Source organism: Rhodovarius crocodyli, assembly GCF_004005855.1.
Classification (GTDB): domain Bacteria; phylum Pseudomonadota; class Alphaproteobacteria; order Acetobacterales; family Acetobacteraceae; genus Rhodovarius; species Rhodovarius crocodyli.
On sequence record NZ_SACL01000018.1, the window covers coordinates 1 to 22830 of the forward strand.

Consider the following 22830-nt stretch of genomic DNA (forward strand, 5'->3'; position numbering starts at 1 on the left):
GGCTCATCCGCATCGCCGCGAGCGACGTGGAACGCTTCATCAGGAGCAGCAGAGCATAAGGGGTCTGAATGCCCCTATTTACTCTAATGTCTACCTAATAAGCGACCTTAGTGATTGCGGTTATGAACTATAGCCGATGATAAAATGAGCTACGCAGTCACTAACGTCGCCTATATTCCAACCTAGTCCGCCGGAGATATCTTATGTCCACTTTGCTGGTTGCCACGGTCGGTGCTGACCTCCCGCCGCCCGCTTTCCTGTCCCAGGTCGCTGACCGCATCGCCGCCGACCTCTCCTTGCCCGCCACCAGGCGCGGGGAGATCCGCTCCGCCCTCCGGGCACTGGCTGCCGCAGCCGGCCAGATGCTCGATGCGATCCCGGCAAACGCCGCCCATATCCGCGGCTTGCTCAGGCACCGTTCCGCCGCTGCCGCCGGGCTGACGCGTGATCGCTGGACCAATGTCCGCTCGCTGGTCTGCACGGCACTTCTGCGTGTGGGCGTGCTCACCCTGCCCAACCGCATCGCGGAGCCACCCTCCGACGCTTGGCAGGCCCTGCTCGCGCGCGTCAGCGGCAAGGGCGAGATCGCCATGCTGGGCCGGTTCGCCCGTTGCTGCACGATGCTCGATGTCGAGCCCGATCAGGTCAACGATAGCTTCATGGCACGCTATCGGACTGAGCTCGTCGAGCGCAGCCTGGTGTGTGAGCCGGAGAAGGTGGTGCGCGAAAGCGCCATCGCCTGGAATAATGCATCGAGGACCGTGGATGGGTGGCCGCGGATCACGCTGACGGTGCCTAATAACAGCCTCTACTACACGCCCGGATGGGCGACCTATCCAGCGACCTTGGTTGCCGATGTCGAGCGCTGGCTGGCGGGGCCGCCCAGCACGAACATTTTCGCCAAGGACAATCCCAGGCGGCTGCGGGAGGCGACGGTCATCTCCTGCCGGGATCACCTCCGGCTGCTGCTCGGCGGCATGGTGCTGCGCGGTGTCGATGCTGCCTCTCTGGTGGATCTCCGTGCGGCGATCACGCCGGCGCATGTTGAGACATCCTGCCTGTTTCACCACGAGCGGGCGGGAGGCACGATCAATTACGTCATGGCCAAGATGTCCGGCATCGCACTGGCTATCGCCACCCATCATCTCGCTCTCACCGGCCCGCCGCTGGAGCGCCTGCAGCAGATTGCCCGTGAACTGCGCTTCAAGAAGTCCGGTGATCGCATGACGGTCCGGAACAAGGAGCGTCTGGTCGCGATGGGTGATGCCATGGGCCCCGATCGCACACGGCTCGATGTCCTTCTGAATCTGCCGCAGACGCTGCGGTCGGAGGTCGATGCCGCGGTCAAACAGCATGGCGGCAGCACCTACGCGCTGGCGCTGCAGTATCAGGTGGCGCTGATCCTCGAGCTTTGCCTGACCAAATCCTGGCGGATCAGGAATCTCGGCAACCTGGTGATCGGGGAGACGCTGATCCTGCGCCCGGATGGGCGTGCGGTGGCGATCTTTCGGGAGGATCAGACCAAGACCCGCACGCCGATCGAGACGACGCTGGGCAGCCGCGCCACGAGCATGCTGCACGACTACCTGCGGGTTCACCGCCCGCTGCTGGGCGACGCAAGCTCAGCGTATCTGTTCCCGGGCAAGCAGGCTGGCAGGCCCAAGACGTTCGGGGCGATCAATGCCAGCGTCAAGGTGATCACGTGGGAGCGGGTCGGCGTGCAGATGACGGTCCATTTTTTCCGTCACCTCGCGGGTGACATCATTCTCAGGCAGGATCTGGGCGCCCTGCATATCGTGCAGGACCATCTGCACCATGCCGACATCAGCACCACCAAGAGCTTCTATGTCGGGATGCGCAGCGCGCAGGCGACGCGGCACTATGACGAGCTGCTGGAGCAGCAGCGCAGCAGCATCAGGGGCGCTGGCAGCGGCGGTGGCGGTGGCGGTGGCGGTGGCGGTGGCAGCCACGCGGTGGCCCGTCGCATCGCCCGCCCCCAGAATAGGCGGGCAACCTGATGGCGATCCAGCAGAGCAAGGTCGCCGTGCCTCCCAGGAGGACCAAGCGCCCCCGTCTCGAGTTCGAGCAGTGGCCCGCATCCGACCGGGCGGCGTGGGAGATGGCGTGCAAGCCGTCGGGCTTTCTCTCGCCTGGCGGCAAGGGAGCCAATTGGCGTCCCGCTACCAGCGACAGCCTGATCGGGAATTACGGGCGCTGGCTGGGCTTTCTGTATAATCGCGGCTGGCTATTAGACAGCGAGGCACCGGCAGACCGTGTCACCCAGCCTCGCATCCTCGCGCTGATCGGCATGCTGCAGCGGGACTATGCGCCGGTGACCGCCACCGTCGCTGTGTCACAGCTGCTGATGGCCCTGAATGCCATGTGCCCGGCGACTGACTGGGCCTGGCTCCGGAACGCGCGCGCCAACCTCCAGCGTGAGGCGCTACCGCTGCGCCATAAATCCGAGCGGGTGCAGGAGAGCCGGGAAATCGTCGATCTAGGCCATCAGCTGATGCAGCAGGCGGAGGCGCTGACCATGACCGATCCGGAGCGGGCGGCGAACCTGTACCGGGACGGGTTCATGATTGCCCTGCTCGCCATGCGGCCCTTTCGTCGGCGGAATTTCCTGAGCATCGAGATCGGGCGTCATCTCCTGCGATCCGGTAGCAGCTGGAGTTTCTCCTTTGCCGCAGAGGAGACCAAGAACGGCCGCGCCATCGCCCGGGAGTTCCCCAGCGAGCTGCTGCCGTGCCTGACCCGCTATCTGGAACGCCATCGGCCTTGCCTCCGACGGTCGACCAAGGGCGGCAGTTCCACCGACCGCGCCTCGGCGGTTAACCGGCTGTGGATCTCCAGCCGCGGGAACCCGATGTCGCTGACCGCCTTTGCGCGCAGCATCGCCCATCACACCGAGCGGCACTTCGGACGCGCGATGCACCCGCATGCGTTCCGGCACTCGGCGGCGACCTCAATGGCGCGGGTGGATCCCGCCCATGCCTATGTCGCCATGGATGTGTTGGACCACGCCGATATCGCGACGACGCAGAGGCACTATATCGCGGCCAGGAGCGAGCGCTCGCATGAGCTTGTGGAGGCGCTCATCGAGGAGAGGCGGCAGGCGGTCACTGGCCTTCTGACACCGGCTCGAAAGGGTAAGGTTCCATGAGCGCGGCAATGCACCGGCACGCATCGCCTCCGGCACGGGCCGGGCGTCGGGCATCGACGTTGCCTGGCACCTCTGCCCAGCCGCGGGTGGCGCTGTATGCGCGCTATTCCAGCGACCGGCAGTCGGAGAACTCCATCGAGGACCAGTTGCGCATTTGCCGCGAGCGGGTCGAGCGTGAGGGCTGGCAGTTGGTGCGCAGCTATCAGGATGCGGCCATCTCAGGCTCCACGGCGGATCGGCCTGGGTTCATCGCGCTGCAGGCGGCCATGCGGGCCGGCGAGATCGACATCGTGTTCTCCGAGGCGCTGGACCGCATTTCCCGTGACCAGGAGCATGTCGCCCGTTTCTTTAAGCTGGCAAATTTCACCAATGTCCGGCTGGTCACGATCAGCGAGGGGGAGGTGTCGACGCTGCACATCGGGCTCAAGGGCACGATGAATGCGATGTATCTCCAGGACCTCGCGGCCAAGACCCGGCGAGGTCTGGAGGGGCGGGTGCGGGCAGGTCGCAGCACGGGGCCGGCGCCTTATGGCTATCGGCGTGTCACCAGCGTGTTGCGGCCTGACGGCGAGATCGACCGTGGTCTTTGGGAGATCGTGCCCGAGCATGCCGCCATCGTCAGGCGGATCTTTGAGGAGTACGCGCAGGGGCATACGGCGGGGGTGATCGTGCGGCGCCTCAACGCCGATGGTGTTCCGGGGCCGCGGGCGAATGGTTGGAACACCATGACCGTGCGCGGTCGTCCCAGCCATGGCGATGGTATCCTGCGCAACCGCGCCTATCTGGGCGAGATGGTGTGGAACCGCCGGCGGCGTCTGGTGGATCCCACCACCGGGCAGTTGCATCGCCGGCTGAATGCGGTGGATGAGCGGGTGACCGGCCTGGCGCCGCAGTACCGTCTCATCGATCAGGCCTTGTGGGATGCGGTTCAGGCGCGGTTGTCCAGCGAGGCGGCACCACCGGACCCGACGACCGGTGCGCTGAAGTTCTGGGAGCGCCGCAAGCCGCAGTATCTGCTCTCGGCCAAAATCAATTGCGGGGTGTGTGGCGGTCCGTTCTCGATCCAGACGGGAAAGTACGCCTGCAACAACCGGCCCAGGGGTTTGTGCACCAACCCGGTCAGGCTCGATCGCAAAGCCCTGGAGGATCATGTGCTGGTCATCCTGTCGGAGCACATGATGGAGCCGGAGCTGGCCCGGGCCTTTGCCGAGGAGTTCAGTGCCGAATGGGACCGGCTGGCCGGGCAGCGCAGGCATGATGAGGCGCGGAACCGTCGGGAGTTGGAGGCTGCGGAGAAGAAGCTCGACAATCTGATCGATGCGATCGCGGCCGGCATGCGCAGCGCGGCGCTGCAGGCCAAGCTCGATGAGGCGGAAGGTGAGGTGGCGCGGCTGAAGGCGGCCAGCATGCAGGGCACCGCCGCTCCCGTTAGGATGCGGCCGGATATTGGCGTCATCTACCGGCAGACCATGCGCGAGCTTAGGATTGCGTTGGAGGGGCCGGACAACGCCGCGGCGCTGGAACTGGCGCGCTCGCTGATCGAGCGTGCTGTCGTTCATCCTGGCAACGGCAAAGCAGCGCCAGTCGTCCAGGTTGAAGGCATGCTGGGCGCCATGATGAAGATGGGGCAGCCAGAGCTCAGCGGCAGCATCCTTAGCGGCGCACCGAAGGTCCTTGCCGTGGCTGACGCAGCACTTGCAGCACCGGCGAGCCGCGGAAGGAGATTGGGGATCGGTCCGCCGGACATCTAAGGAAATCCCTCAGTTTGTCGGAGTAACCGAAGCAATCTTACCTGGTCGCTAGCAGAACCGTGTGGTCCCGCGCGGTTTGCATACGGTGATAACGGCCCCCCCCTTGGATTGAGGAGGATGTAAGGGCCTCGATCCAAGTAGGATTTGCGAAATCCGTCGATCATCATCGCCCTGGAGGAAAGGCGATCAATGCCGGTAGCGACGGCGCGGGGAAGTGGCGCGCCCCACCGCGTTGATGTGAGCGCTATGTGTATGCCCTAGCAGCTGCGGGTGTCTGTGCAGCGCGGATTTGGGCATTCCCCACGTCAAAGCGGAAGCCGTCCAAAGCCAGCTTGATGGACTGGGCAAAATGACCAAAAATAACCACTGCTGGGAAGGGTCAGGCTATGCAGAGCATGTCGGCAAATGGAGCCAAATACGGCTTTGGACGCTTAATCGACTTAGCTCGTACCTCACCGGCCTTGGTCTCCAAACATGCTCGACCAGCTGTAGTTGTGGCAACAGTCGAATAATGGGCATAATTAAAAAGTCAAAATTTTGTCGAAAACATTATAAAAATCACCACAACCAAAACCACCCATCTCAATGCAGACGAAAAGAACTGATTTTCATCGATGACAACGACCAAAGCCGAACGCGAGCTTGAGGACGCATTTCTCTCAAAGCTGACGGACCTCAAGTACGATTACCGTCCCGACATCCGAGATCGCGCCACGCTGGAGCGAAACTTCCGTGAGAAGTTCCAAAGCCTGAATCGTGTCAATCTCACCGACGGCGAATTTCAGAGGCTAATAGACGAGATCGTCACTCCTGACGTTTTCACCGCTGCTCGAATGATTCGAGAGCGCAATAGTTTCACGCGTGACGACGGCACGCCGCTGAACTACATGCTCGTCAACATAAAAGACTGGTGCAAGAACTCCTTCGAGGTGGTCAACCAGCTTCGCATCAACACCGACAACAGCCATCATCGGTATGATGTCATTCTGCTGATCAACGGAGTTCCAGTCGTTCAGATCGAACTGAAGACTCTCGGCATAAGCCCGCGTCGCGCCATGGAGCAGATCGTCGAATACAAGAACGACCCGGGGAGTGGCTATACAAAAACTATCTTGTGCTTTATTCAGCTCTTCATCGTCAGCAACCGGGATCGGACGTTTTATTTTGCAAACAACAATGCGCGCCATTTCGCCTTCAATGCCGAGGAGCGTTTTCTGCCGGTCTACGAGTTTGCCGACGTAGACAACAAAAAGATTGTCCACCTCGATAGCTTTGCCGAGACTTTCCTCGTCAAATGCACCCTCGGCCAGACAATCAGCCGCTACATGGTTCTGGTCGCAAGTGAGCAGAAGCTCCTGATGATGCGGCCGTACCAGGTCTACGCCGTGAAGGCGATTGTCGACTCCATCGCGCAAGATTGCGGCAATGGCTACGTCTGGCACACGACCGGCAGCGGCAAGACGCTCACGTCATTCAAGGCGTCAACGCTCCTCAAGGACAATCCGGACATTGAGAAGTGCCTCTTCGTTGTGGACCGAAAGGACCTCGATCGGCAAACGCGCGAGGAGTTCAACAAGTTCCAGGAAGGCTGCGTCGAGGAAAACACCAACACCGCCTCACTCGTTCGTCGCCTCGTCTCCGACGACTACGCCGACAAGGTCATCGTCTGCACGATTCAGAAGCTTGGCCTTGCGCTGGATGAAAACAGCAAGCGCAACAAGCAGCAGAAAAAGGACGGCAAAAAGAGCTTCAAGGAACAGCTCGAACCCCTGCGCGACAAGCGCATCGCGTTCATCTTTGACGAATGCCATCGGTCGCAGTTCGGCGAGAACCATCAGGCCATCAAGGAATTCTTCCCGCGCGCCCAGCTCTTCGGCTTCACGGGAACGCCGATCTTCGATCAGAACGCCGCCCAGCAGAAGATCGAAGACACGCAAGCCAGCATGAAGACGACGGAAGATCTCTTCCAGCAGCGCCTTCACACCTACACGATCACGCATGCCATCGAGGACGGCAACGTCCTCCGGTTCCACGTCGACTACCTCAAGCCGCAGGGCAAAACCCTACCCAAGCCGGGCGAACCTCTGGCCAAGCGGCCGGTGATCGAGGCGATCCTCTCCAAGCATGACCAAGCCACCGGTCAGCGTCGGTTCAACGCCCTGCTCGCAACATCTTCGATCAATGACGCCATCGAGTATCACTCCCTTTTCAAGACGATACAGGCCGAGAAGCTGGCCGCCGATCCCAGCTTCCGCCCGCTGAACATCGCCTGCGTCTTCTCTCCGCCCGCCGAGGGCGATCCTGATGTCAAGCAGATCCAGGAAGACCTGCCGCAGGAGAAGGAAGACAACGCGGTCGAGCCGGAAAAGAAGAAGGAAGCCCTGAAGGCCATCCTCGCGGATTACAACGCCCACTACGGCACCAACCACAAGATTGGTGAATTCGACCTGTATTACCAGGATGTTCAGAAGCGCATCAAAGACCATCAATGGCCGGATGCCGACCTCCGCAAGGCTTACCCCAATCAGCCGCACCACAAGATCGACATCACGATCGTGGTGGACATGCTGCTGACGGGCTTTGACTCAAAGTTCCTGAACACCCTCTACGTCGACAAGAACCTGAGGCATCACGGTCTCATCCAGGCCTTTTCGCGCACCAACCGCGTGCTGAACGCCACTAAGCCCTATGGCAACATCCTCGACTTCCGGCAGCAGCAGGGCGCGGTCGATGCCGCGATTGCTCTCTTCTCGGGCGAGGCCGCTGCCGAAAAGGCCCGTGAAATCTGGCTGGTCGACAAGGCTCCGGTGGTCATCCAGAAGCTGGAAACTGCCGTCCAGAAGCTCGACGCCTTCATGAAGTCGCAGGGTCTCGATTGCGCCCCGGAAGCCGTGCCGAACCTGAAGGGCGACGCGGCCCGCGCGGCGTTCATCGAACATTTCAAGGAGGTTCAACGCCTCAAGACCCAGTTGGACCAGTATACCGACCTGACGGACGAGAACCGCACCGCCATCGAAGAGGTCCTGCCGCGCGACAACCTGCTTGGCTTCCGGGGCGCCTATCTGGAAACCGCGCAGCGCCTTCGGGCGCAGCAGGGCAAGGGCCAGGATCAGGGCGACGGCAAGCCGAGCCAGGACGCCGACCAACTGGACTTCGAATTCGTCCTCTTCGCCTCGGCCGTCATCGACTACGACTACATCATGGGCCTGATCGCCCGCTATTCCGAGGCGACGCCGGGCAAGCAGAAGATGAGCCGCGCGGAGCTGATCGGCCTGATCCAGTCCGATGCCAAGTTCATGGACGAGCGCGAGGATATCGCGGCCTACATCAATACCCTCAAGGCTGGCGAAGGCTTGAGCGAAAAGGCCATTCGCGACGGCTACAGCCGCTTCAAGTCGGAAAAGAGTGCGGCAGAACTGGCGGGCATCGCGGGCAAGCACGGGCTGGCGACCGAGGCGCTGCAAGGCTTTGTCGACACCATCCTGCAACGCATGATTTTCGACGGCGAGGCGTTGACCGACCTGATGGAACCCCTTGGCCTGAACTGGAAGACGCGGCGGGTGAAGGAACTGGACCTGATGGCCGACCTGTTGCCGCTGCTGCTGAAGCGCGCCGGTGGCCGCGAGATTTCGGGGCTGAGCGCTTATGAGCAGTAAGGGGAAATCGTCTACAGCGGCCGGAGGAAAGGTTGCATTGGTCCCGAAGGTGCGGTTCCCGGAGTTTCAGACGGCCAGCCCATGGGAGTACAAGCCTCTGGCACCATTCTTGAGGGACTGCAGCGGCCGCGTTCCTTCCAACACCTCGTTGCCTGTCTTCAGCTCGACGAGAGATGGTCTGCGGCGCCAAGATACATACTTCGACGGCAGGGTCCTTCAGAATAACAACGACTATGGCGTGGTGCCGCCCGGATGCTTCGTTTACCGCCACATGAGCGATGACGGCTCGTTCAAGTTCAACATCAATGACACCGGCGGCGAAATCGCAGTTAGCAAAGAATATCCTGTCTTCAAAACCGTCGGGCTCGATCCCAAGTTTCTGCTCGAAATTCTGAACGAGAGCCAAGATTTCAAGAGTTTCGCTTTCTCCCAAAAGGCGGGCGGCACGCGTACCAGATTGTATTTCAGCAAGCTCCGCGAATGGCGGACCGCTCTGCCGACGCTCTTAGAACAACAAAAGATCGCCGACTGTCTGAACTCGGCGGACGAACTGATTGCCGCGCAGGGGCGGAAGGTGGACGCGCTGAAGGCCCACAAGAAGGGCCTGATGCAGCAGCTTTTCCCCCAGGCAGGCGAAACCCAACCCCGCCTCCGCTTCCCCGAGTTCGAGGGAACGGGGGAGTGGTCAGTAAAGCCGCTCGGTAAAGCTGCCGAAAATCTCGACAATCAGCGTGTTCCGATAACTTCAGGTGACCGCGTCGCTGGAGATGTTCCCTATTATGGCGCCTCGGGGATCGTTGACTATGTCGAGGGCTACATCTTTGACGAAGACCTCCTTTGCGTCTCAGAGGACGGCGCAAATCTTCTTGCTCGAACCTATCCAATCGCTTTCGCGATTTCTGGAAAGACATGGGTTAACAACCATGCGCACGTCCTTCGATTCAAGCATGGGTTCACCCAGAAGTTTGTCGAAGTCTATCTAAACTCGATCAAACTGGACGACTTCATAACGGGAATGGCCCAGCCGAAGCTCAACAAGGCGAAGCTCGACAGCATTCCGATGCCGCTCCCCAAGGAACCTGAGCAGAAGCGCATCGCAGACTGCCTCTCCTCCCTCGACAACCTCATCGCCGCCGAGACCCGAAAGCTCGACACGCTCAAGACCCACAAGAAGGGGCTGATACAGCAGCTTTTCCCCTGGGGCGGGGAGGCTGACACATGAGCACCTACAAGAACCTGAAAACTTTGGTGGTCAGACTTCGTGACGATCTGAACAATCCAACTGGGCCAGTCTCGCTGGTCTTGATCTATGCCTACAACCGCACCGGCAAGACACGTCTGTCGATGGAGTTCAAGGACGCGGGGAAACGCAAGACCAAGAAGAACCCGACCGGCACGCCTGACACGCTCTATTTCAATGCCTTCACAGAGGATCTGTTCGTCTGGGAAAACGACCTCGAAGGTGACAGCGTTCGCCGCCTGAAACTGAACGAAAAGTCATCCTTCTTCAACGCGATGACGGAACTCGCACTGGACGAAACAATTGCGGGTTATCTTTCCCGATATGCCGATTTCGATTTCGACTTCACCTATAAGGAAATTCAACAGGACAACGAGACCATCTCCAAGCCTGATTTCGTGAGCTTCCGAAAGGGCGATCAGTCCAATATCAAGGTTTCGCGGGGTGAACAGAATATCTTTGTCTGGTGCATCTTCATGGCCATCTGCGAACGGATGCTGGATGGGCATGAATCCTATCAGGAGAAGAAGTATCTCTATATCGACGACCCGATCTCGTCGCTGGATGACAACAACGCGATTTCCGTGGCCTGCGATCTGGCTAAGTTTCTCCGCCGGGCAGCCACGCGGAAGGATGCTGCCGGAGGGCCCGCCCCGATCAAGGTGATCTTCTCGTCCCACCACGCGCTGTTCTTCAACGTCATGTGCAATGAAATGGGCAGGCGGACCGATGGCGAACCGAAGATCACCCACAAGCGCTATTTCCTGCACCGCCCCAACGGCGACGGCGCTTACACACTTCAGGCGACCGAGGATACGCCCTTCTTCCACCACGTCGCCACTTTAGCCGAGTTGCAGCGTGCCGCCGATCCCGACAAGGGGAAGCTCTACACCTTCCACTTCAACGCCTTGCGCAGCGTCATGGAGAAGACAGCCTCTTTCTTCGGTCATCCAAGCATGGCCTTCTGCTTGAAGGCGCTGAACAACGAAGAAGACCGGGCGCTGTTCAACCGGGCCCTGAACCTGCTGAGCCACGGCGCCTATGCCATCCATGAACCCACAGAGATGGGCGAGGACAACAAGGAACTGTTCCGCCGCATCCTGCGCGAATTCATCGCGCGGTTTGAGTTCGCACTGCCAGGCGTTGCCGCCGCCCAAACCGAAATCCCGGCGCCCGCGCCCGCCGCAGAGGAAGCACCCGCACAATGAACGACCACAACCAAAAACAGCTGGGCAAAACGCTCTGGAACATCGCGGATACGCTCCGCGGCGCGATGAATGCGGACGATTTCCGCGACTACATGCTGTCGTTCCTCTTCTTGCGCTACCTCTCTGACAATTACGAGATGGCCGCGAAGAAGGAGCTTGGGCGGGACTATCCCGATCCCAACGCAATCGGCAATGGCGGGCGCTCGCCCCTATCGGTGTGGTACGCGCAGAATCCCGATGATGTTGCAGATTTTGAAAAGCAAATGCGTCTCAAGGCGCACTACGTCATCAAGCCGGAACACCTCTGGACCAGCATCGCTCATATGGCGCGCACCCAGAACGACCAACTGCTGAACACCCTGCAGGCGGGCTTCAAATACATTGAGAACGAGTCCTTTCAGAGCACGTTCGGCGGTCTTTTCTCTGAAATCAATCTTGGCTCTGACAAGCTCGGCCGGACATACGCTAATCGCAACGCCAAACTCTGCGCCATCATCACGGAGATCGCCGAAGGGCTCGTCGACTTCTCGTCCGACGTGGATGCGCTGGGCGACGCCTACGAATATCTGATCGGCCAATTCGCCGCCGGCTCGGGCAAGAAGGCCGGTGAGTTCTATACCCCGCAGCAGGTGTCAGACATCCTTTCGGCAATCGTGACGCTCGACAGCCAGGAACCCGCCACCGGGAAGAAACAAAGGCTCGCCAGCGTGCTCGATTTCGCGTGCGGCTCCGGTTCGCTGCTGCTCAACGTGCGCAAGCGCATGGGGCCGCACGGCATCGGCAGAATCTACGGGCAGGAAAAGAACATCACCACCTACAACCTGGCCCGGATGAACATGCTGTTGCACGGCGTTAAGGATACGGAGTTTGAAATTTACCACGGCGACACGCTGATTAATGACTGGGACATCCTGCGCGAGTTGAATCCCGCCAAGAAGCCCTCCTTTGATGCCATAGTGGCTAACCCGCCCTTCAGCCTGCGCTGGGAGCCGACTGAGGCGATGGGCGACGATGTGCGGTTCAAGAATTACGGGATTGCGCCAAAGTCGGCCGCGGATTTCGCCTTCCTGCTTCACGGCTTCCATTATCTGAAGGATGACGGCGTCATGGCCATCATCCTTCCTCATGGCGTGCTGTTTAGAGGCGGAGCGGAAGAACGCATTCGAACCAAGCTGCTGAAGGATGGCCACATCGACACGGTCATCGGCCTGCCTGCGAACCTGTTCTATTCTACGGGTATCCCAGTCTGCATCCTTGTTTTGAAGAAGTGTAAGAAGCCCGACGACGTACTCTTTATCAACGCGGCTGAGCACTTTGCGAAGGGCAAGCGTCAGAACCAGCTCACGGACGACCATATCCGCAAGATCCTCGAGACCTACCAGTTCCGTAAGGAAGAGGAGCGCTATTCCAAGCGTGTGAGCATGGAGCGTATTGCTGAGGAGGGCTTCAATCTCAACATCTCCCGTTACATCAGCACCGCTGTGGGCGAGGAAGAGATCGATCTGTCAGCCACTCAGGACGAGTTGGTTGATATCCAAAAGCAGATCCGGGACGCAACTTTGAGGCACAACGCCTTCCTGAAAGAACTTGGACTTTCCCTGTTGCCGGGCGCCGAATGAATATTGACATTTATTAATGTCGAATACGCGCCAGATTGAACTGGTGTGTGACGTGCTCCCCTGAGATGTTGCCATTTTCGAGGTGTCGGCGACGAGTGCCAGGCACTCGCGCGTATAGTCGTCGACGATGGCGAGCACCCTGAAGCGGCGACCGTCCGAGAGCGTGTCGGAGAAAAAATCGAGGCTCTAGCGCGCATTGGCCCGATCAGGCACGAGTATGGGTCTGCGCGTGCCCAGTGCCCTTTTGCGGCCACCGCGCCGGCGCACCAGCAACTTCTCCTCGCGATAGAGCCGCCGCAGCTTCTTCTGGTTCATTACGATGCCCTGGCGGTCCAGCATGATGTGGATCCTGCGATAGCCGAACCGCCGGCGCTCTCCTGTCACGGCCTTCATCGCCTCGCGCAACAGGGCATCGTCCGGCCGGGTGCTCATGTAGCGCACCGTCGAGCGGTCGATCGTCAAGGCCAGGCACGCCCGACGCTGGCTCACCGCATGCACCGTGCAGGCATAAGCCACCGCCTTCCGCTTCGCATCGGGCGTCACCATTTTTTTGCAGCGACATCCTTCAGGATCGCGTTGTCGAGCATCGCCACACGATATGATCGCCGAGCCGATGTCTTTCTCAGCGCCGTCTTCCTCGCAGCCACCCTCACCCGGTGGTTATGAGTCCGAAGCCTAAGTGATGAAAGAAAGACCAAGGGGCAGAGCCCCTTGGTGGGGTCCAGGGGCAACGCCCCCGTCCTCCTCACAGCGGCTTGTTCGCCTTTTCCATCAGCCGGGCGAAGAAGCCCTGCTTCTTCGGCGCCTCGACAGTCTTGGCCGCCACGGCGGCGCTCGCCTCGGCCTTGGCGCGGCGGTCCTTCTCGACCAGCCACTTTTCCAGCGTCATGCCTGCCTTGGCCGCGCGCTTGGCCTCATAGGCGCGCTGACCCTCGGTGAGCTGGTTCGCATTCATGGGGTGCCGTCTCCATAACGGGCGGATGGTGAAGCGCTCTTCTGGCGCGGCGCGGCCCCGCTGGCAACGGGGGGCGCGGCGCGGCAGAATGAGGTTATGGAAGAACCGAAGATCAAGGCCGAGATCTGGGCCAGCATGGCGCTGCGGATGTCCAATTCCGCCGGCCGACCGGCCATGCAGCTGCGCAAGGGCGACCCGGACAGCGGCGGCATCCTGTGCGTGCTGCGCAGCATGGCGGGCGTTTCGGTGCTGGCACAGACCCGCGATGCCGGTGGCCGCGCGGCCTGGATCCGCGGCACTGGCCCCGCCCCGGTCGAGGAAGCCGTGGCCGATGCCTATATCGAGCGCCAGGTGAAGCGCGACCCCGACCTGTGGGTGCTGGAGTTCGAGGCACCGGACAATCTGCCGCCCTTCGAGGCGAGGATCATCTAGCAAACCGCTTCCGGTAGGCCGCCGGGCTTGTGCCCAGCCGCTGCCGGAAATGGTGCCGCATGGTGGCCAGGGACCCGAAGCCGCTGGCAACCGCCACATCCTCCAGCCGCGCGGGGCCTTCCAGCAGGCCGCGCGCGGCGCGCAGCCGTTCGGCCAGCAGCCATTCGCCGGGGCTCATGCCCGTGGCGGCCTCGAAGCGGCGCTGGAAGCTGCGCAGGCTCATGCCCGCGCGGCCGGCCAGCAGGCGGATGGGCAGTTCCTCGGCCAGGTGCAGCCGCATCCAGTCCAGCAGGGGGCCCAGCCGCGCGCCTTCCCGCGCGGTGGGAACCGGCGCCTCGATGAACTGGGCCTGGCCGCCCTCCCGGTGCGGGGGCACCACCAGGCGGCGGGCGACGCTGTTCGCGGCCTCCGCGCCGAAGTCGCGGCGGACGACATGCAGGCACAGGTCGATGCCGGCGGCACTGCCCGCCGCCGTCAGCACGCTGCCCTCATCGACATAGAGAACGTCCGCATCCAGGCCGATGTCCGGGTAGAGCGCGGCCATGGCCGCCACATAGCGCCAGTGGGTGGTGGCGCGCCGCCCGGCCAGCAGCCCCGCCGCCGCCAGCACCGCGACGCCGGAACACAGGGACATCACCCGCGCGCCGCGGGCATTCGCCTGCCGCAGGGCATCGCACAGCGGCCGCGGCACCGGCGCGTCGATGGCGCGCCAGCCAGGCACCACGATCAGCGCCGCATCCGCCAGCACCTCCAGCCCCGCATCGACCGTCGCGGTCAGCCCGCCCGCCGCGCGCAGCGGCCCGGGCTCCACCCCGCAGGTGACGCATCGATACCAGCCCTCCCCCATCTCGGGCCGCGAGAGGCCGAACACCTCCTGCGCGACGCCGAATTCGAAGGTGCAGAGCCCGTCATAGGCGAGCAGCGCGACGAGCGGTCCGTTTGGCATGATCTTGATGCTAATTGGCATAACGGCCAATTTCCAGCCCGCCCGCGCCGCGCCACCCTGCCCGCATCAGAGGAGGCCCCGATGCCCAGCCGCGTCACCGAGATCCCCGCCGCCGCGCCGGACGCCGTCATGGCCCATTACGCCCGGCGCCTGGCCTTCGAGACCGATTGCTCCGACGTGCACGCGGCCATGGCCGGGGGAGCGCCCGATTTCGTGCTGCTCGACGTGCGCGGCGCCACCCTGTTCGCCGCCGGCCATATCCCCGGCGCCGTCAACCTGCCCCACGGCAAGATGACGGAACGCCGCCTGGCCGATTGGCCGGCCGAGACGCTGTTCGTCGTCTATTGCGCGGGCCCACACTGCAACGGCACGGACCGGGCCGCGCTGCGCCTGGCCCAGCTCGGCCGGCAGGTGAAGGTGATGATCGGCGGCATGACCGGCTGGGCGGACGAGGGTTACAACTTCACGTCATGATCCCCCTTTCCTTCCCGCGCCCGGGGGTTACTCTCGCGGGCAAATACTACGGGAAGGAAAGTTCATGCTCACTCGCCGCCTCGCGCTGGCCAGCGCCCTGTCGTCGCCTGCTCTCGTCCCCGGGCTCGCTTCCGCCCAAGGGCAATGGCCTGAACGTGCCGTGCGCGTCGTCGTGCCCTGGCCGCCCGGCGGGTCCACCGACGTGCTGGCGCGCCTGATCTGCGAACAGCTGCAGTCCAAGACCGGCCAGTCCTTCCTGATCGAGAACCGGCCCGGCGCAGGCGGCAACATCGGCACCGATGCGCTCGCGAAGTCCAATGCCGACGGCTACACCATGGGCCCGGTCACGGTGGGCGGCTGGACCATCAACCCCTACCTCTACGCCCGCATGCCCTACACCCCGGACCGGGACCTGCAGCCGATCTCGATGCACTGGTCGCTGCCGAACGTGCTCGTCGTCTCGTCCCAGCACTGCCCGGCGACCAACCTGGCGCAGTTCGTGGAATGGGCGCGCGGCCGGCAGGGCGGCGTCAGCTACGGCAGCCCGGGCGTGGGCACCACGGCCCATCTCTCGGGCTCCTACCTCTGCCAGCGGCTGGGGCTGGACGGGCAGCATGTGCCCTTCCGCGGCGCGGCCCAGATCACCCCCGCCATGCTGGCCGGCGACCTGACCTTCGCGCTGGACAACCTGGCCAGCTACATCCCCATCATCGCCGAGGGCCGCATGCGCGCACTCGGTGTCTCCAGCGCCGAACGCTGGGCCACCCTGCCCGACGTGCCCACCCTCTCCGAGTCCGGCGTGGCGAACTTCCAGGTGGAAAGCTGGTGCGCCTTCGCCTTCCCGGCCAACGTGCCCGCCCCCATCGTGCAGCGCGCCAGCAGCCTGATGCAGGAAATCGCAGCCGACCCCGCCTTCCAGGCCCGCGTGCTGCGCGGCGGCGCCAAAGCCCTGGGCAGCACCCCCGACGCCGTGTGGGACCGCGTGCGCACCGAACGCCCGACCTGGCAGGAAATGGTCCGCATCTCGGGCGCTCGGATGGAATAGGCGGCGCGCTGGGGGCTTCGCCCCCAGACCCCGACCAATGGCGCTGCCCTTGGAACCCGCCAAGGGTCGGAGCGACCCTTGGAACCCATGAGTCAGCGCCCCTGCGCGATGGTCCGGGGGCAAGGCCCCCGGGGCGCGCCCCTACTCCGCCCGGATGCCCACGCGGCGGATCAGGTCTCCCAGCCGGGCGAATTGTTGTTCGTTGCGACGTTGGTATTCCTCGGGGGTGCCGGGGATGGGGGCAGCACCCAGTTCCATGAGGCGCGAGGCGTGTTCGGCCTTGCCGAGGCCCGCGCGCAGGGCTGTGTTGGCGCGGGTGATGACCTCGGGCGGGGTGCCGCGCGGGGCGACCAGGCCGAACCAGGCCGTGACCTCGTAGCCTGGCAGGGTCTCGCCGATGGCGGGGATGTCGCGGGCGGCGGACCAGCGGTTGGCGCTGGTCACGCCGATGCCGACCAGCGCGCCGGAGCGCACATGCGGCAGGATGGAGGGCAGGTTGTCGCTGCCGTAGTCGATGCGGCCGGGCAGCAGGTCGGTCATCATGGGCGCGCTGCCGCGATAGGGCACATGGGTCGCCTCGATGCCGGCCATCAGGCGGAACAGTTCGGCCGCGAGGTGGGTGGAGCCGCCGATGCTGGTCTCGCCATAGGAAAGCCGGCGCCGCTTGGCCAGGTCGATCAGGCCCGCGACGTCACGCACGCCTAGGCCCGGGTGGGCCGCGATCAGGTTGGGCACTTCCGCGATCTGGCTGATCGGCAGGAAGTCTGTCAGCGGGTCATAGCCCGCATTGCTGTAGAGGTGCGGGTTGATGGCGTTGGTGCCGGGCGAGCCCAGCAGCAGCGTGTAGCCATCGGGCGCGCTGCGCAGCACGGCCTGGGCCGCGATGTTGGACCCGGCGCCGGGCCGGTTCTCCACCACGAAGGGCTGGCCCAGTTCCTCCTGCAGGGCCTGGGCTGCGACGCGGCCCAGGATGTCGGTGGTGCCGCCGGCGGGGAAGCCCACCATGATGCGCACCGGCCGGTTGGGCCAGGCGCCTTGCGCGGCGGCCGGCGCTGCGAGCATCGCAGCCGCGCAGGCCCCCTGGCCCAACACGGCACGACGGGTGATCCCGTGGTTCATTCTGGCGCCCTCCCGAGGCTTGTTTGGATCAAGTATCGGGAGGCATGGGTTGCGCCGTCAACTTATCCCATTCTGTTATCCATACGGGCCCACAACTGTTGCGACAGCGTGCCCAGCCGATCCTCGATGGCGATCATCGCGTCCACGACCAGGTCCTCGCGCCAGCGCTGGCCCAGGATCTGCACGCCGATGGGCTTCGGCCCCTCCGGGTAGTCGCCCAGGGCCGCCGGCACATTGCCCGCCGGCAGGCCCAGGTAATTGCCCAGCATGGACCAATGGGACTGGCCGATGGTCTCGCGCAGGCCCTCCGCCCCCTCGGCGTCGCGGCCGGGGGCATAGAAGGGCAAGGGGTGGAAGGGCGACAGGAACAGCGGGTATTCCGCCATCAGCACCGACCACTGGCGCGCGTAGAAGGTGCGGCGGGCCAGCATCTCCAGCATCGGCTTCATCTCGACGGTGGGGGTGCGGCGGTAATTCTCCTCGAACACGCCGGCGATGGCGGGGGAGCCGTATCTGGCGATGTCCTCGGCCATCAACTGATAGCTTTCGGTCATCAGCGCGCTTCGGCCCTCGAAGGCGATTTCCTTCAGCGAGGGCGGGGTCACTTCCTCGACCACATAGCCCGCATCGGCCAGCGCGGCGCGGGCGGCCAGCAGCGCCTTCTCCACCTGCGGGTCCAGCGGCAGGTCCACCACGGCCAGGCTGAAGCCCACCTTGAGCGGACCTTGCGGCGCCGGGCCGCGCCAGGGCAGCGGCACATGGAACGGGTCGCGCGCGTCGGGCGCGATCATGGTCGGCATGGACAGGTGCAGGTCGCGCGCCGTGCGGGTGATCAGGCCCTGCGCCGACATCTGCTGGGCCAGAATGCCGCGCTCGACGGTCTGGGACGGGTTGTAGACCGCGATGCGCCCGACCCCGGGCTTCACCGTGACCACGCCGTTGCCGGCGGCCGGGAAGCGCAGGGAACCGCCGATATCGTTGCCATGCGCCAGCGCGCCGATGCCGGCGGCCACCGCCGCCCCCGCCCCGCCCGAGGAACCGCCGGGGCTGAGATGCCTGCCCCAGGGGTTCCAGGTGCGGCCATGAATGGGGTTGTCCGTGTCGCAGCGGCGGGAGAACTCGGGCACATTGGTGCGTCCGATCACCACGGCCCCCGCATCCAGCAGGTTCTTCACCAGGGGCGCGTCGCCGGGGGCGCGCATGTCCTTGAAGGCGACGACGCCGTTGGAACTGCTCTCGCCCTTCTGGTCGATGTTGATCTTGATGGTGACGGGCACGCCGTGCAGCGGGCCCTTGGGGCCTTTCGCGGCATCCAGCGCCTTGGCGCGAACCAGCGCCGCCTCCGACAGATCCGTCACCACCGCGTTCAGCCCCGGATTCACCGCATGCATGCGGTCGATCGAGGACTGCACGGCCTCCTGCGCGCTGACCTCGCCGGATTGCAGCAGGCGGGAGAGATCGGTGGCGTCGAGCTGCCAGAGGGGGATGGAGGGCATGGACGTTACGGCCTTCGTTGCGATGATGGCATCGAGGCATCATCGCGGGGGGCGCGCAAGACCAGGGGCCTTGCCCCCGCCCCCCGCGCAGGGGCCCTGCCCCTGCACCCCGCCAGGACCGTAGCGGCCCTGGACCCCGGGGATTTGGCGCTTATCCTGCCAAGGTTTTTTCTGTTTGATTTCAATAATAAAAATGGCGCCCCGCTGATCCGGCAAAGGCGCCAAACTCCTATCAGGAGCTTAAGGGACCGGGGGCAAAGCCCCCGCCTTACCCCGCCTTCTTCACGATCCGGGCCAGCGCCAGCAGCATGTCGCGCGCGGCCTTCACCCGGTCCGCCAGGCCCATGTCGCGCAGCAGGGCCAGCTTGTGGTCCGGCCGCAGCTTCACCAGCCCCTTCTGCGCCGCCACCCAGGTGACGAGCCCCGCCGGGTCCACGAACTGGTTGCGGAAGAAGCCCAGCACCACGCCCTTCGGGCCCGCATCCAGCCGGTCCACGCCCGCGATCTTGCACAGGCGCTTGATGGCGACGACGGAAAGCAGGTTCTCCACCTCCGCCGGAACGGTGCCGAAGCGGTCGGCCAGCTCGGCGGCCAGCGCCTCGCTCTCGGCATCGTCGTTCAGCTGGCCGATGCGCCGGTACAGGCCGAGCCGCACCGGCAGCTCCTGCACATAGGTCTCGGGGATCAGCACCGGCAGGCCCAGCTGGATATTGGGCGTGAAGTCGCGCGCGGCCTCGTTGCGCTTGCCGCGCCCGGCCCGCATGTCGGCCACCGCATCCTCCAGCATCTGCTGGTACAGTTCGATGCCGACCTCGCGGATATGGCCCGACTGCTCGTCGCCCAGCAGGTTGCCGGCGCCGCGGATGTCCAGATCATGGCTGGCCAGGGTGAAGCCGGCGCCGAGGTTATCCAGCGTCTGCATCACCTCCAGCCGCTTCTGCGCCGAGGCCGAGAGCCGCTGCGAGGCAGGCCAGGTGAGGTAGGCGTAGCCGCGCTGCTTGCCGCGCCCCACGCGCCCGCGCAGCTGGTACAGCTGCGCCAGGCCGAACATGTCCGCGCGATGGATCAGCAGCGTGTTCACCGCCGGCATGTCCAGGCCCGATTCCACGATGTTGGTGGCCAGCAGGATGTCGTGCTTGCCGTCGCTGAACTCGGTCATCACCCGTTCCAGCTCGGTGCCGGAGAGACGCCCATGCGCCTCCACCACGCGCGCCTCGGGCACGATCTCGGCCAGGCGCTCCCGCAGCTTCGGCATGTCCTCCAGCCGCGGGGTCACGCAGAAGATCTGCCCGCCGCGGAAACGCTCGCGCTGGATGGCCTCGCGCAGCACCACCGGGTCCCACGGCATGATGAAGGTGCGCACGGCCAGGCGGTCGACCGGCGGGGTCGCGATGATGCTCATCTCCCGCACGCCGGACAGCGCCAGCTGCAGCGTGCGCGGGATGGGGGTGGCGGTCAGCGTCAGCACATGCACGTCGGTCTTGAGCGCCTTCAGGCGCTCCTTGTGGGCCACGCCGAAATGCTGCTCCTCGTCCACGATCACGAGGCCGAGGTTGTCGAACTCGATGCCCTTGGCCAGCAGCGCATGGGTGCCGACGACGATGTTGATGTCGCCCGAGGCGATGCCTGCCTTCACCAGCGCCGCTTCCTTGGCGGTGACCATGCGCGACAGCTGCGCCACCTTCACCGGCAGCCCCTCGAACCGGGCGGAGAAGGTGCGGAAATGCTGGCGCGCCAGCAGGGTGGTGGGCACCACGACGGCCACCTGCGAACCGCTCATGGCGGCCACGAAGGCGGCCCGCAGCGCCACCTCGGTCTTGCCGAAGCCCACATCGCCGCAGATCAGCCGGTCCATCGGGCGGCCGGAGTTGAAATCCTCCAGCACATCCGCGATCGCGCGGGACTGGTCCTCTGTCTCGGCGAAGGGGAAGCGGGCGCAGAATTCGTCCCAGGCGCCCTCGGGCGGGGCGAAGGATTCGGCTTCGCGGGTCTGGCGCTCGGCCGCGATGCGGATCAGCTGGCCCGCCATGTCGGCGATGCGCTGCTTGGCCTTGGCCTTGCGCGTCTGCCAGGAGGCCCCGCCCAGCTTGTCGAGCGACACGCCGGCGGTTTCCGTGCCGAAGCGCGACAGGATCTCGATGTTCTCGACCGGGACATACAGCTTGTCCCCGCCGTCATAGATCAGCTTCAGGCAGTCATGCGGCGCGCCGGAGACGGCCAGCGTCTCCAGCCCGTCATAGCGGCCGATGCCGTGGTCCTGGTGCACCAGCAGGTCGCCCAGCTCGATGCCCGTGGCGTCGGAGATGAACTGGTCCGCGCGCTTGCGCCGGCGCGGCGGGCGGGCGATGCGCTCACCCAGCAGGTCCTGCTCGCCGCAGACGGCCAGGTCGTCGCTGGTGAAGCCGCGTTCCAGCCCCAGCACCGCCACCGCGATGATCGCGCGGTCCAGCTTCCGGGCGGCATAGATGTCGTCCACGAATTCCGCGGCGACGCGGTTTTCCGCCAGCATGTGGCGCAGGCGCTCGGCGGAGCCCTTGGTCCAGGCGGCCAGGATGTTGCGCCGCCCGCGGGAAAGCTGGGTCTCGGCATGGGCGGAATAGGCGCGGAAGACATTCTCGCCGGCCTGGCGCACCTCGGCGAAGACGCGGCCCTGGCGGCCGCCGGCATCCATGCCGGGCGCGCCCTCGGGCTGGGCGAAGGGGTTGAAGTGCTGCGGGCGGCAGGGGGCGAGCATCGCGTCCCACTCGCGCCGCGTCAGGTACAGCCTGGCCGGGGGGGCGGGGCGATAGGGCACCTCGCCCTCATTCAGCCGGGCGGGCACGCGGCGGGCCTCGTAATGGTCGGCCACCATTTCCAGCCGGGCGGCCAGCGCGTCCTCGGCCTGGTAGTCCAGGCTCAGGTGGCAGCCTTCCGCACCCAGATGGTCGATCAGCGTTTCCATGGCCTCATGGAACAGGCCGGCCCAATGCTCCATGCCCGGATGGCGGCGGCCCGCGCTGATCGAGACATAGAGCGGGTCCTCGGCGGCGGCGGCGCCGAATAGCTCCCGGTAGCCGGTGCGGAAGCGCTCGATGCCGTCCGCATCCAGGAACACCTCGCCCACCGGCCGCAGGGACAGCGCGCCGGCATGGGTGCCGCTGCGCTGCGTGGCGGGATCGAAATGGCGCATGCCGTCGATCTCGTCGCCGAAGAAATCCAGGCGCAGGGGCTCGCTCTCGCCGGCCGGGAACAGGTCCAGGATGCCGCCGCGCACGGCGTATTCGCCGTGCTCCATCACCGTGCCGGTGCGGTTGTAGCCGTTGGCGTCCAGGTACTTCACCACCGCCTCGGGCGAGACGCGGGCACCCTTCTTCAGGTTCAGCACGCTGCCCTGGAACACGGCGCGGGGCGGCACCTTCTGCACCAGCGCATTCACCGTGGTCAGCACGATGCGGGGCGCGGTGGGGGCTTCCTGCAGGCGCGCCAGGGTGGCCACGCGCTCGGCCACGATCTCCGGGTTGGGGGAGACACGGTCATAGGGCAGGCAATCCCAGGCCGGGAAGCGCAGCACCTCGGCCTCGGGCATGAAGAAGGTCAGGGCATCGGCCAGGCGGGCCATGCGCGCGTCGTCGCGCGCCACATGCAGCAGGGGGCCCGTCGTCTCGGCCCGGCGGGCGCGCAGCAGGGCCGCGTCGAAGCCCTCGACGGCGCCATAGACGGTCAGCCCCGGACCTGCGCTCACGC

At 64.5% G+C, this 22830-nt stretch carries 15 protein-coding genes and 1 pseudogene; 10 read left to right on the forward strand and 6 right to left on the reverse strand.

Going from position 1 to position 22830, the window contains the following annotated elements:
- Positions 1-203: 203 nt before the first annotated feature.
- From EOD42_RS25050 to EOD42_RS25085, 7 genes are all read left to right on the forward strand, one after another.
- A complete protein-coding gene (locus EOD42_RS25050; protein WP_127790345.1) occupies positions 204-2018 on the forward strand; it encodes a tyrosine-type recombinase/integrase in 1815 nt (604 codons plus the stop codon).
- Positions 2018-3166 carry a tyrosine-type recombinase/integrase gene (locus tag EOD42_RS25055; protein ID WP_127790346.1) on the forward strand — a complete coding sequence of 383 codons (1149 nt, stop codon included), beginning with the start codon at positions 2018-2020 and terminating at the stop codon, positions 3164-3166. Before EOD42_RS25050 ends, EOD42_RS25055 begins: the two co-directional genes overlap by 1 nt.
- A complete protein-coding gene (locus EOD42_RS25060) occupies positions 3163-4917 on the forward strand; it encodes a recombinase family protein (protein ID WP_127790347.1) in 1755 nt (584 codons plus the stop codon). The genes EOD42_RS25055 and EOD42_RS25060 overlap by 4 nt, the downstream gene beginning before the upstream one ends.
- 614 nt (positions 4918-5531) lie before the next feature.
- Positions 5532-8573 carry a type I restriction endonuclease subunit R gene (locus EOD42_RS25070; protein WP_127790349.1) on the forward strand — a complete coding sequence of 1014 codons (3042 nt, stop codon included), beginning with the start codon at positions 5532-5534 and terminating at the stop codon, positions 8571-8573.
- Between the two features lie 271 nt (positions 8574-8844).
- Positions 8845-9795 (forward strand): restriction endonuclease subunit S, encoded by a 951-nt coding sequence (locus EOD42_RS25075; RefSeq protein WP_127790350.1) that lies wholly within the window; start codon positions 8845-8847, stop codon positions 9793-9795.
- Positions 9792-11021 (forward strand): AAA family ATPase, encoded by a 1230-nt coding sequence (locus tag EOD42_RS25080; RefSeq protein ID WP_127790351.1) that lies wholly within the window; start codon positions 9792-9794, stop codon positions 11019-11021. The genes EOD42_RS25075 and EOD42_RS25080 overlap by 4 nt, the downstream gene beginning before the upstream one ends.
- Positions 11018-12640, forward strand: coding sequence for a type I restriction-modification system subunit M (locus tag EOD42_RS25085; RefSeq protein ID WP_127790352.1), 1623 nt, complete (start codon positions 11018-11020; stop codon positions 12638-12640). The genes EOD42_RS25080 and EOD42_RS25085 overlap by 4 nt, the downstream gene beginning before the upstream one ends.
- Positions 12641-12718: 78 nt before the next feature.
- On the opposite strand, the pseudogene EOD42_RS25090 reads toward EOD42_RS25085, so the two are convergent.
- Positions 12719-13257, reverse strand: a pseudogene (locus EOD42_RS25090) (IS3 family transposase); the annotation flags it as partial.
- Positions 13258-13385: 128 nt separating this feature from the next.
- A complete protein-coding gene (locus EOD42_RS25095; RefSeq protein WP_127790354.1) occupies positions 13386-13595 on the reverse strand; it encodes a hypothetical protein in 210 nt (69 codons plus the stop codon).
- A 96-nt stretch (positions 13596-13691) separates the two neighbouring features.
- Between EOD42_RS25095 and EOD42_RS25100 the strand changes: the two genes are divergently transcribed.
- Positions 13692-14027, forward strand: coding sequence for a DUF1491 family protein (locus EOD42_RS25100; RefSeq protein ID WP_127790355.1), 336 nt, complete (start codon positions 13692-13694; stop codon positions 14025-14027).
- On the opposite strand, the gene ftrA is transcribed toward EOD42_RS25100, so the two are convergent.
- A complete protein-coding gene (ftrA, locus tag EOD42_RS25105) occupies positions 14020-14973 on the reverse strand; it encodes a transcriptional regulator FtrA (protein WP_206020463.1) in 954 nt (317 codons plus the stop codon). The two genes, EOD42_RS25100 and ftrA, sit on opposite strands and share 8 nt — an antisense overlap.
- Before the next feature lie 81 nt (positions 14974-15054).
- On the opposite strand from ftrA, the gene EOD42_RS25110 reads away from it, so the two are divergent.
- Together EOD42_RS25110 and EOD42_RS25115 are read left to right on the forward strand one after the other, a co-directional pair.
- The gene (locus EOD42_RS25110) at positions 15055-15447 is read left to right on the forward strand and encodes a rhodanese-like domain-containing protein (RefSeq protein ID WP_127790357.1); all 393 of its coding nucleotides are present in this window, start codon (positions 15055-15057) and stop codon (positions 15445-15447) included.
- 64 nt (positions 15448-15511) lie between these two features.
- A complete protein-coding gene (locus EOD42_RS25115; protein ID WP_127790358.1) occupies positions 15512-16492 on the forward strand; it encodes a Bug family tripartite tricarboxylate transporter substrate binding protein in 981 nt (326 codons plus the stop codon).
- A gap of 141 nt (positions 16493-16633) precedes the next feature.
- On the opposite strand, the gene EOD42_RS25120 is transcribed toward EOD42_RS25115, so the two are convergent.
- The 3 genes from EOD42_RS25120 to mfd all read right to left on the reverse strand — a co-directional run bounded on the left by EOD42_RS25120 (position 16634) and on the right by mfd (position 22828).
- Positions 16634-17611, reverse strand: a complete 978-nt coding sequence (locus EOD42_RS25120) for a Bug family tripartite tricarboxylate transporter substrate binding protein (protein WP_127790359.1) — start codon at positions 17609-17611, stop codon at positions 16634-16636.
- Positions 17612-17673: 62 nt separating this feature from the next.
- Positions 17674-19107 carry an amidase gene (locus tag EOD42_RS25125; RefSeq protein ID WP_127790360.1) on the reverse strand — a complete coding sequence of 478 codons (1434 nt, stop codon included), beginning with the start codon at positions 19105-19107 and terminating at the stop codon, positions 17674-17676.
- A gap of 268 nt (positions 19108-19375) precedes the next feature.
- Positions 19376-22828 (reverse strand): transcription-repair coupling factor, encoded by a 3453-nt coding sequence (mfd, locus tag EOD42_RS25130; protein ID WP_240655291.1) that lies wholly within the window; start codon positions 22826-22828, stop codon positions 19376-19378.
- Between the last annotated feature and the right edge of the window lie 2 nt (positions 22829-22830).

Coding starts and splice junctions, on each gene's coding strand:
- EOD42_RS25110 (WP_127790357.1), top strand. CDS start 15,055: ATGCCCAGCCGCGTCACCGAGATCCCCGCCGCCGCGCCGGACGCCGTC.
- EOD42_RS25100 (WP_127790355.1), top strand. CDS start 13,692: ATGGAAGAACCGAAGATCAAGGCCGAGATCTGGGCCAGCATGGCGCTG.
- EOD42_RS25085 (WP_127790352.1), top strand. CDS start 11,018: ATGAACGACCACAACCAAAAACAGCTGGGCAAAACGCTCTGGAACATC.
- EOD42_RS25055 (WP_127790346.1), top strand. CDS start 2,018: ATGGCGATCCAGCAGAGCAAGGTCGCCGTGCCTCCCAGGAGGACCAAG.
- EOD42_RS25080 (WP_127790351.1), top strand. CDS start 9,792: ATGAGCACCTACAAGAACCTGAAAACTTTGGTGGTCAGACTTCGTGAC.
- EOD42_RS25060 (WP_127790347.1), top strand. CDS start 3,163: ATGAGCGCGGCAATGCACCGGCACGCATCGCCTCCGGCACGGGCCGGG.
- EOD42_RS25070 (WP_127790349.1), top strand. CDS start 5,532: ATGACAACGACCAAAGCCGAACGCGAGCTTGAGGACGCATTTCTCTCA.
- ftrA (WP_206020463.1), bottom strand. CDS start 14,973: ATGCCAAACGGACCGCTCGTCGCGCTGCTCGCCTATGACGGGCTCTGC.
- EOD42_RS25125 (WP_127790360.1), bottom strand. CDS start 19,107: ATGCCCTCCATCCCCCTCTGGCAGCTCGACGCCACCGATCTCTCCCGC.
- EOD42_RS25050 (WP_127790345.1), top strand. CDS start 204: ATGTCCACTTTGCTGGTTGCCACGGTCGGTGCTGACCTCCCGCCGCCC.
- EOD42_RS25075 (WP_127790350.1), top strand. CDS start 8,845: ATGAGCGATGACGGCTCGTTCAAGTTCAACATCAATGACACCGGCGGC.
- EOD42_RS25115 (WP_127790358.1), top strand. CDS start 15,512: ATGCTCACTCGCCGCCTCGCGCTGGCCAGCGCCCTGTCGTCGCCTGCT.
- EOD42_RS25120 (WP_127790359.1), bottom strand. CDS start 17,611: ATGAACCACGGGATCACCCGTCGTGCCGTGTTGGGCCAGGGGGCCTGC.
- EOD42_RS25095 (WP_127790354.1), bottom strand. CDS start 13,595: ATGAATGCGAACCAGCTCACCGAGGGTCAGCGCGCCTATGAGGCCAAG.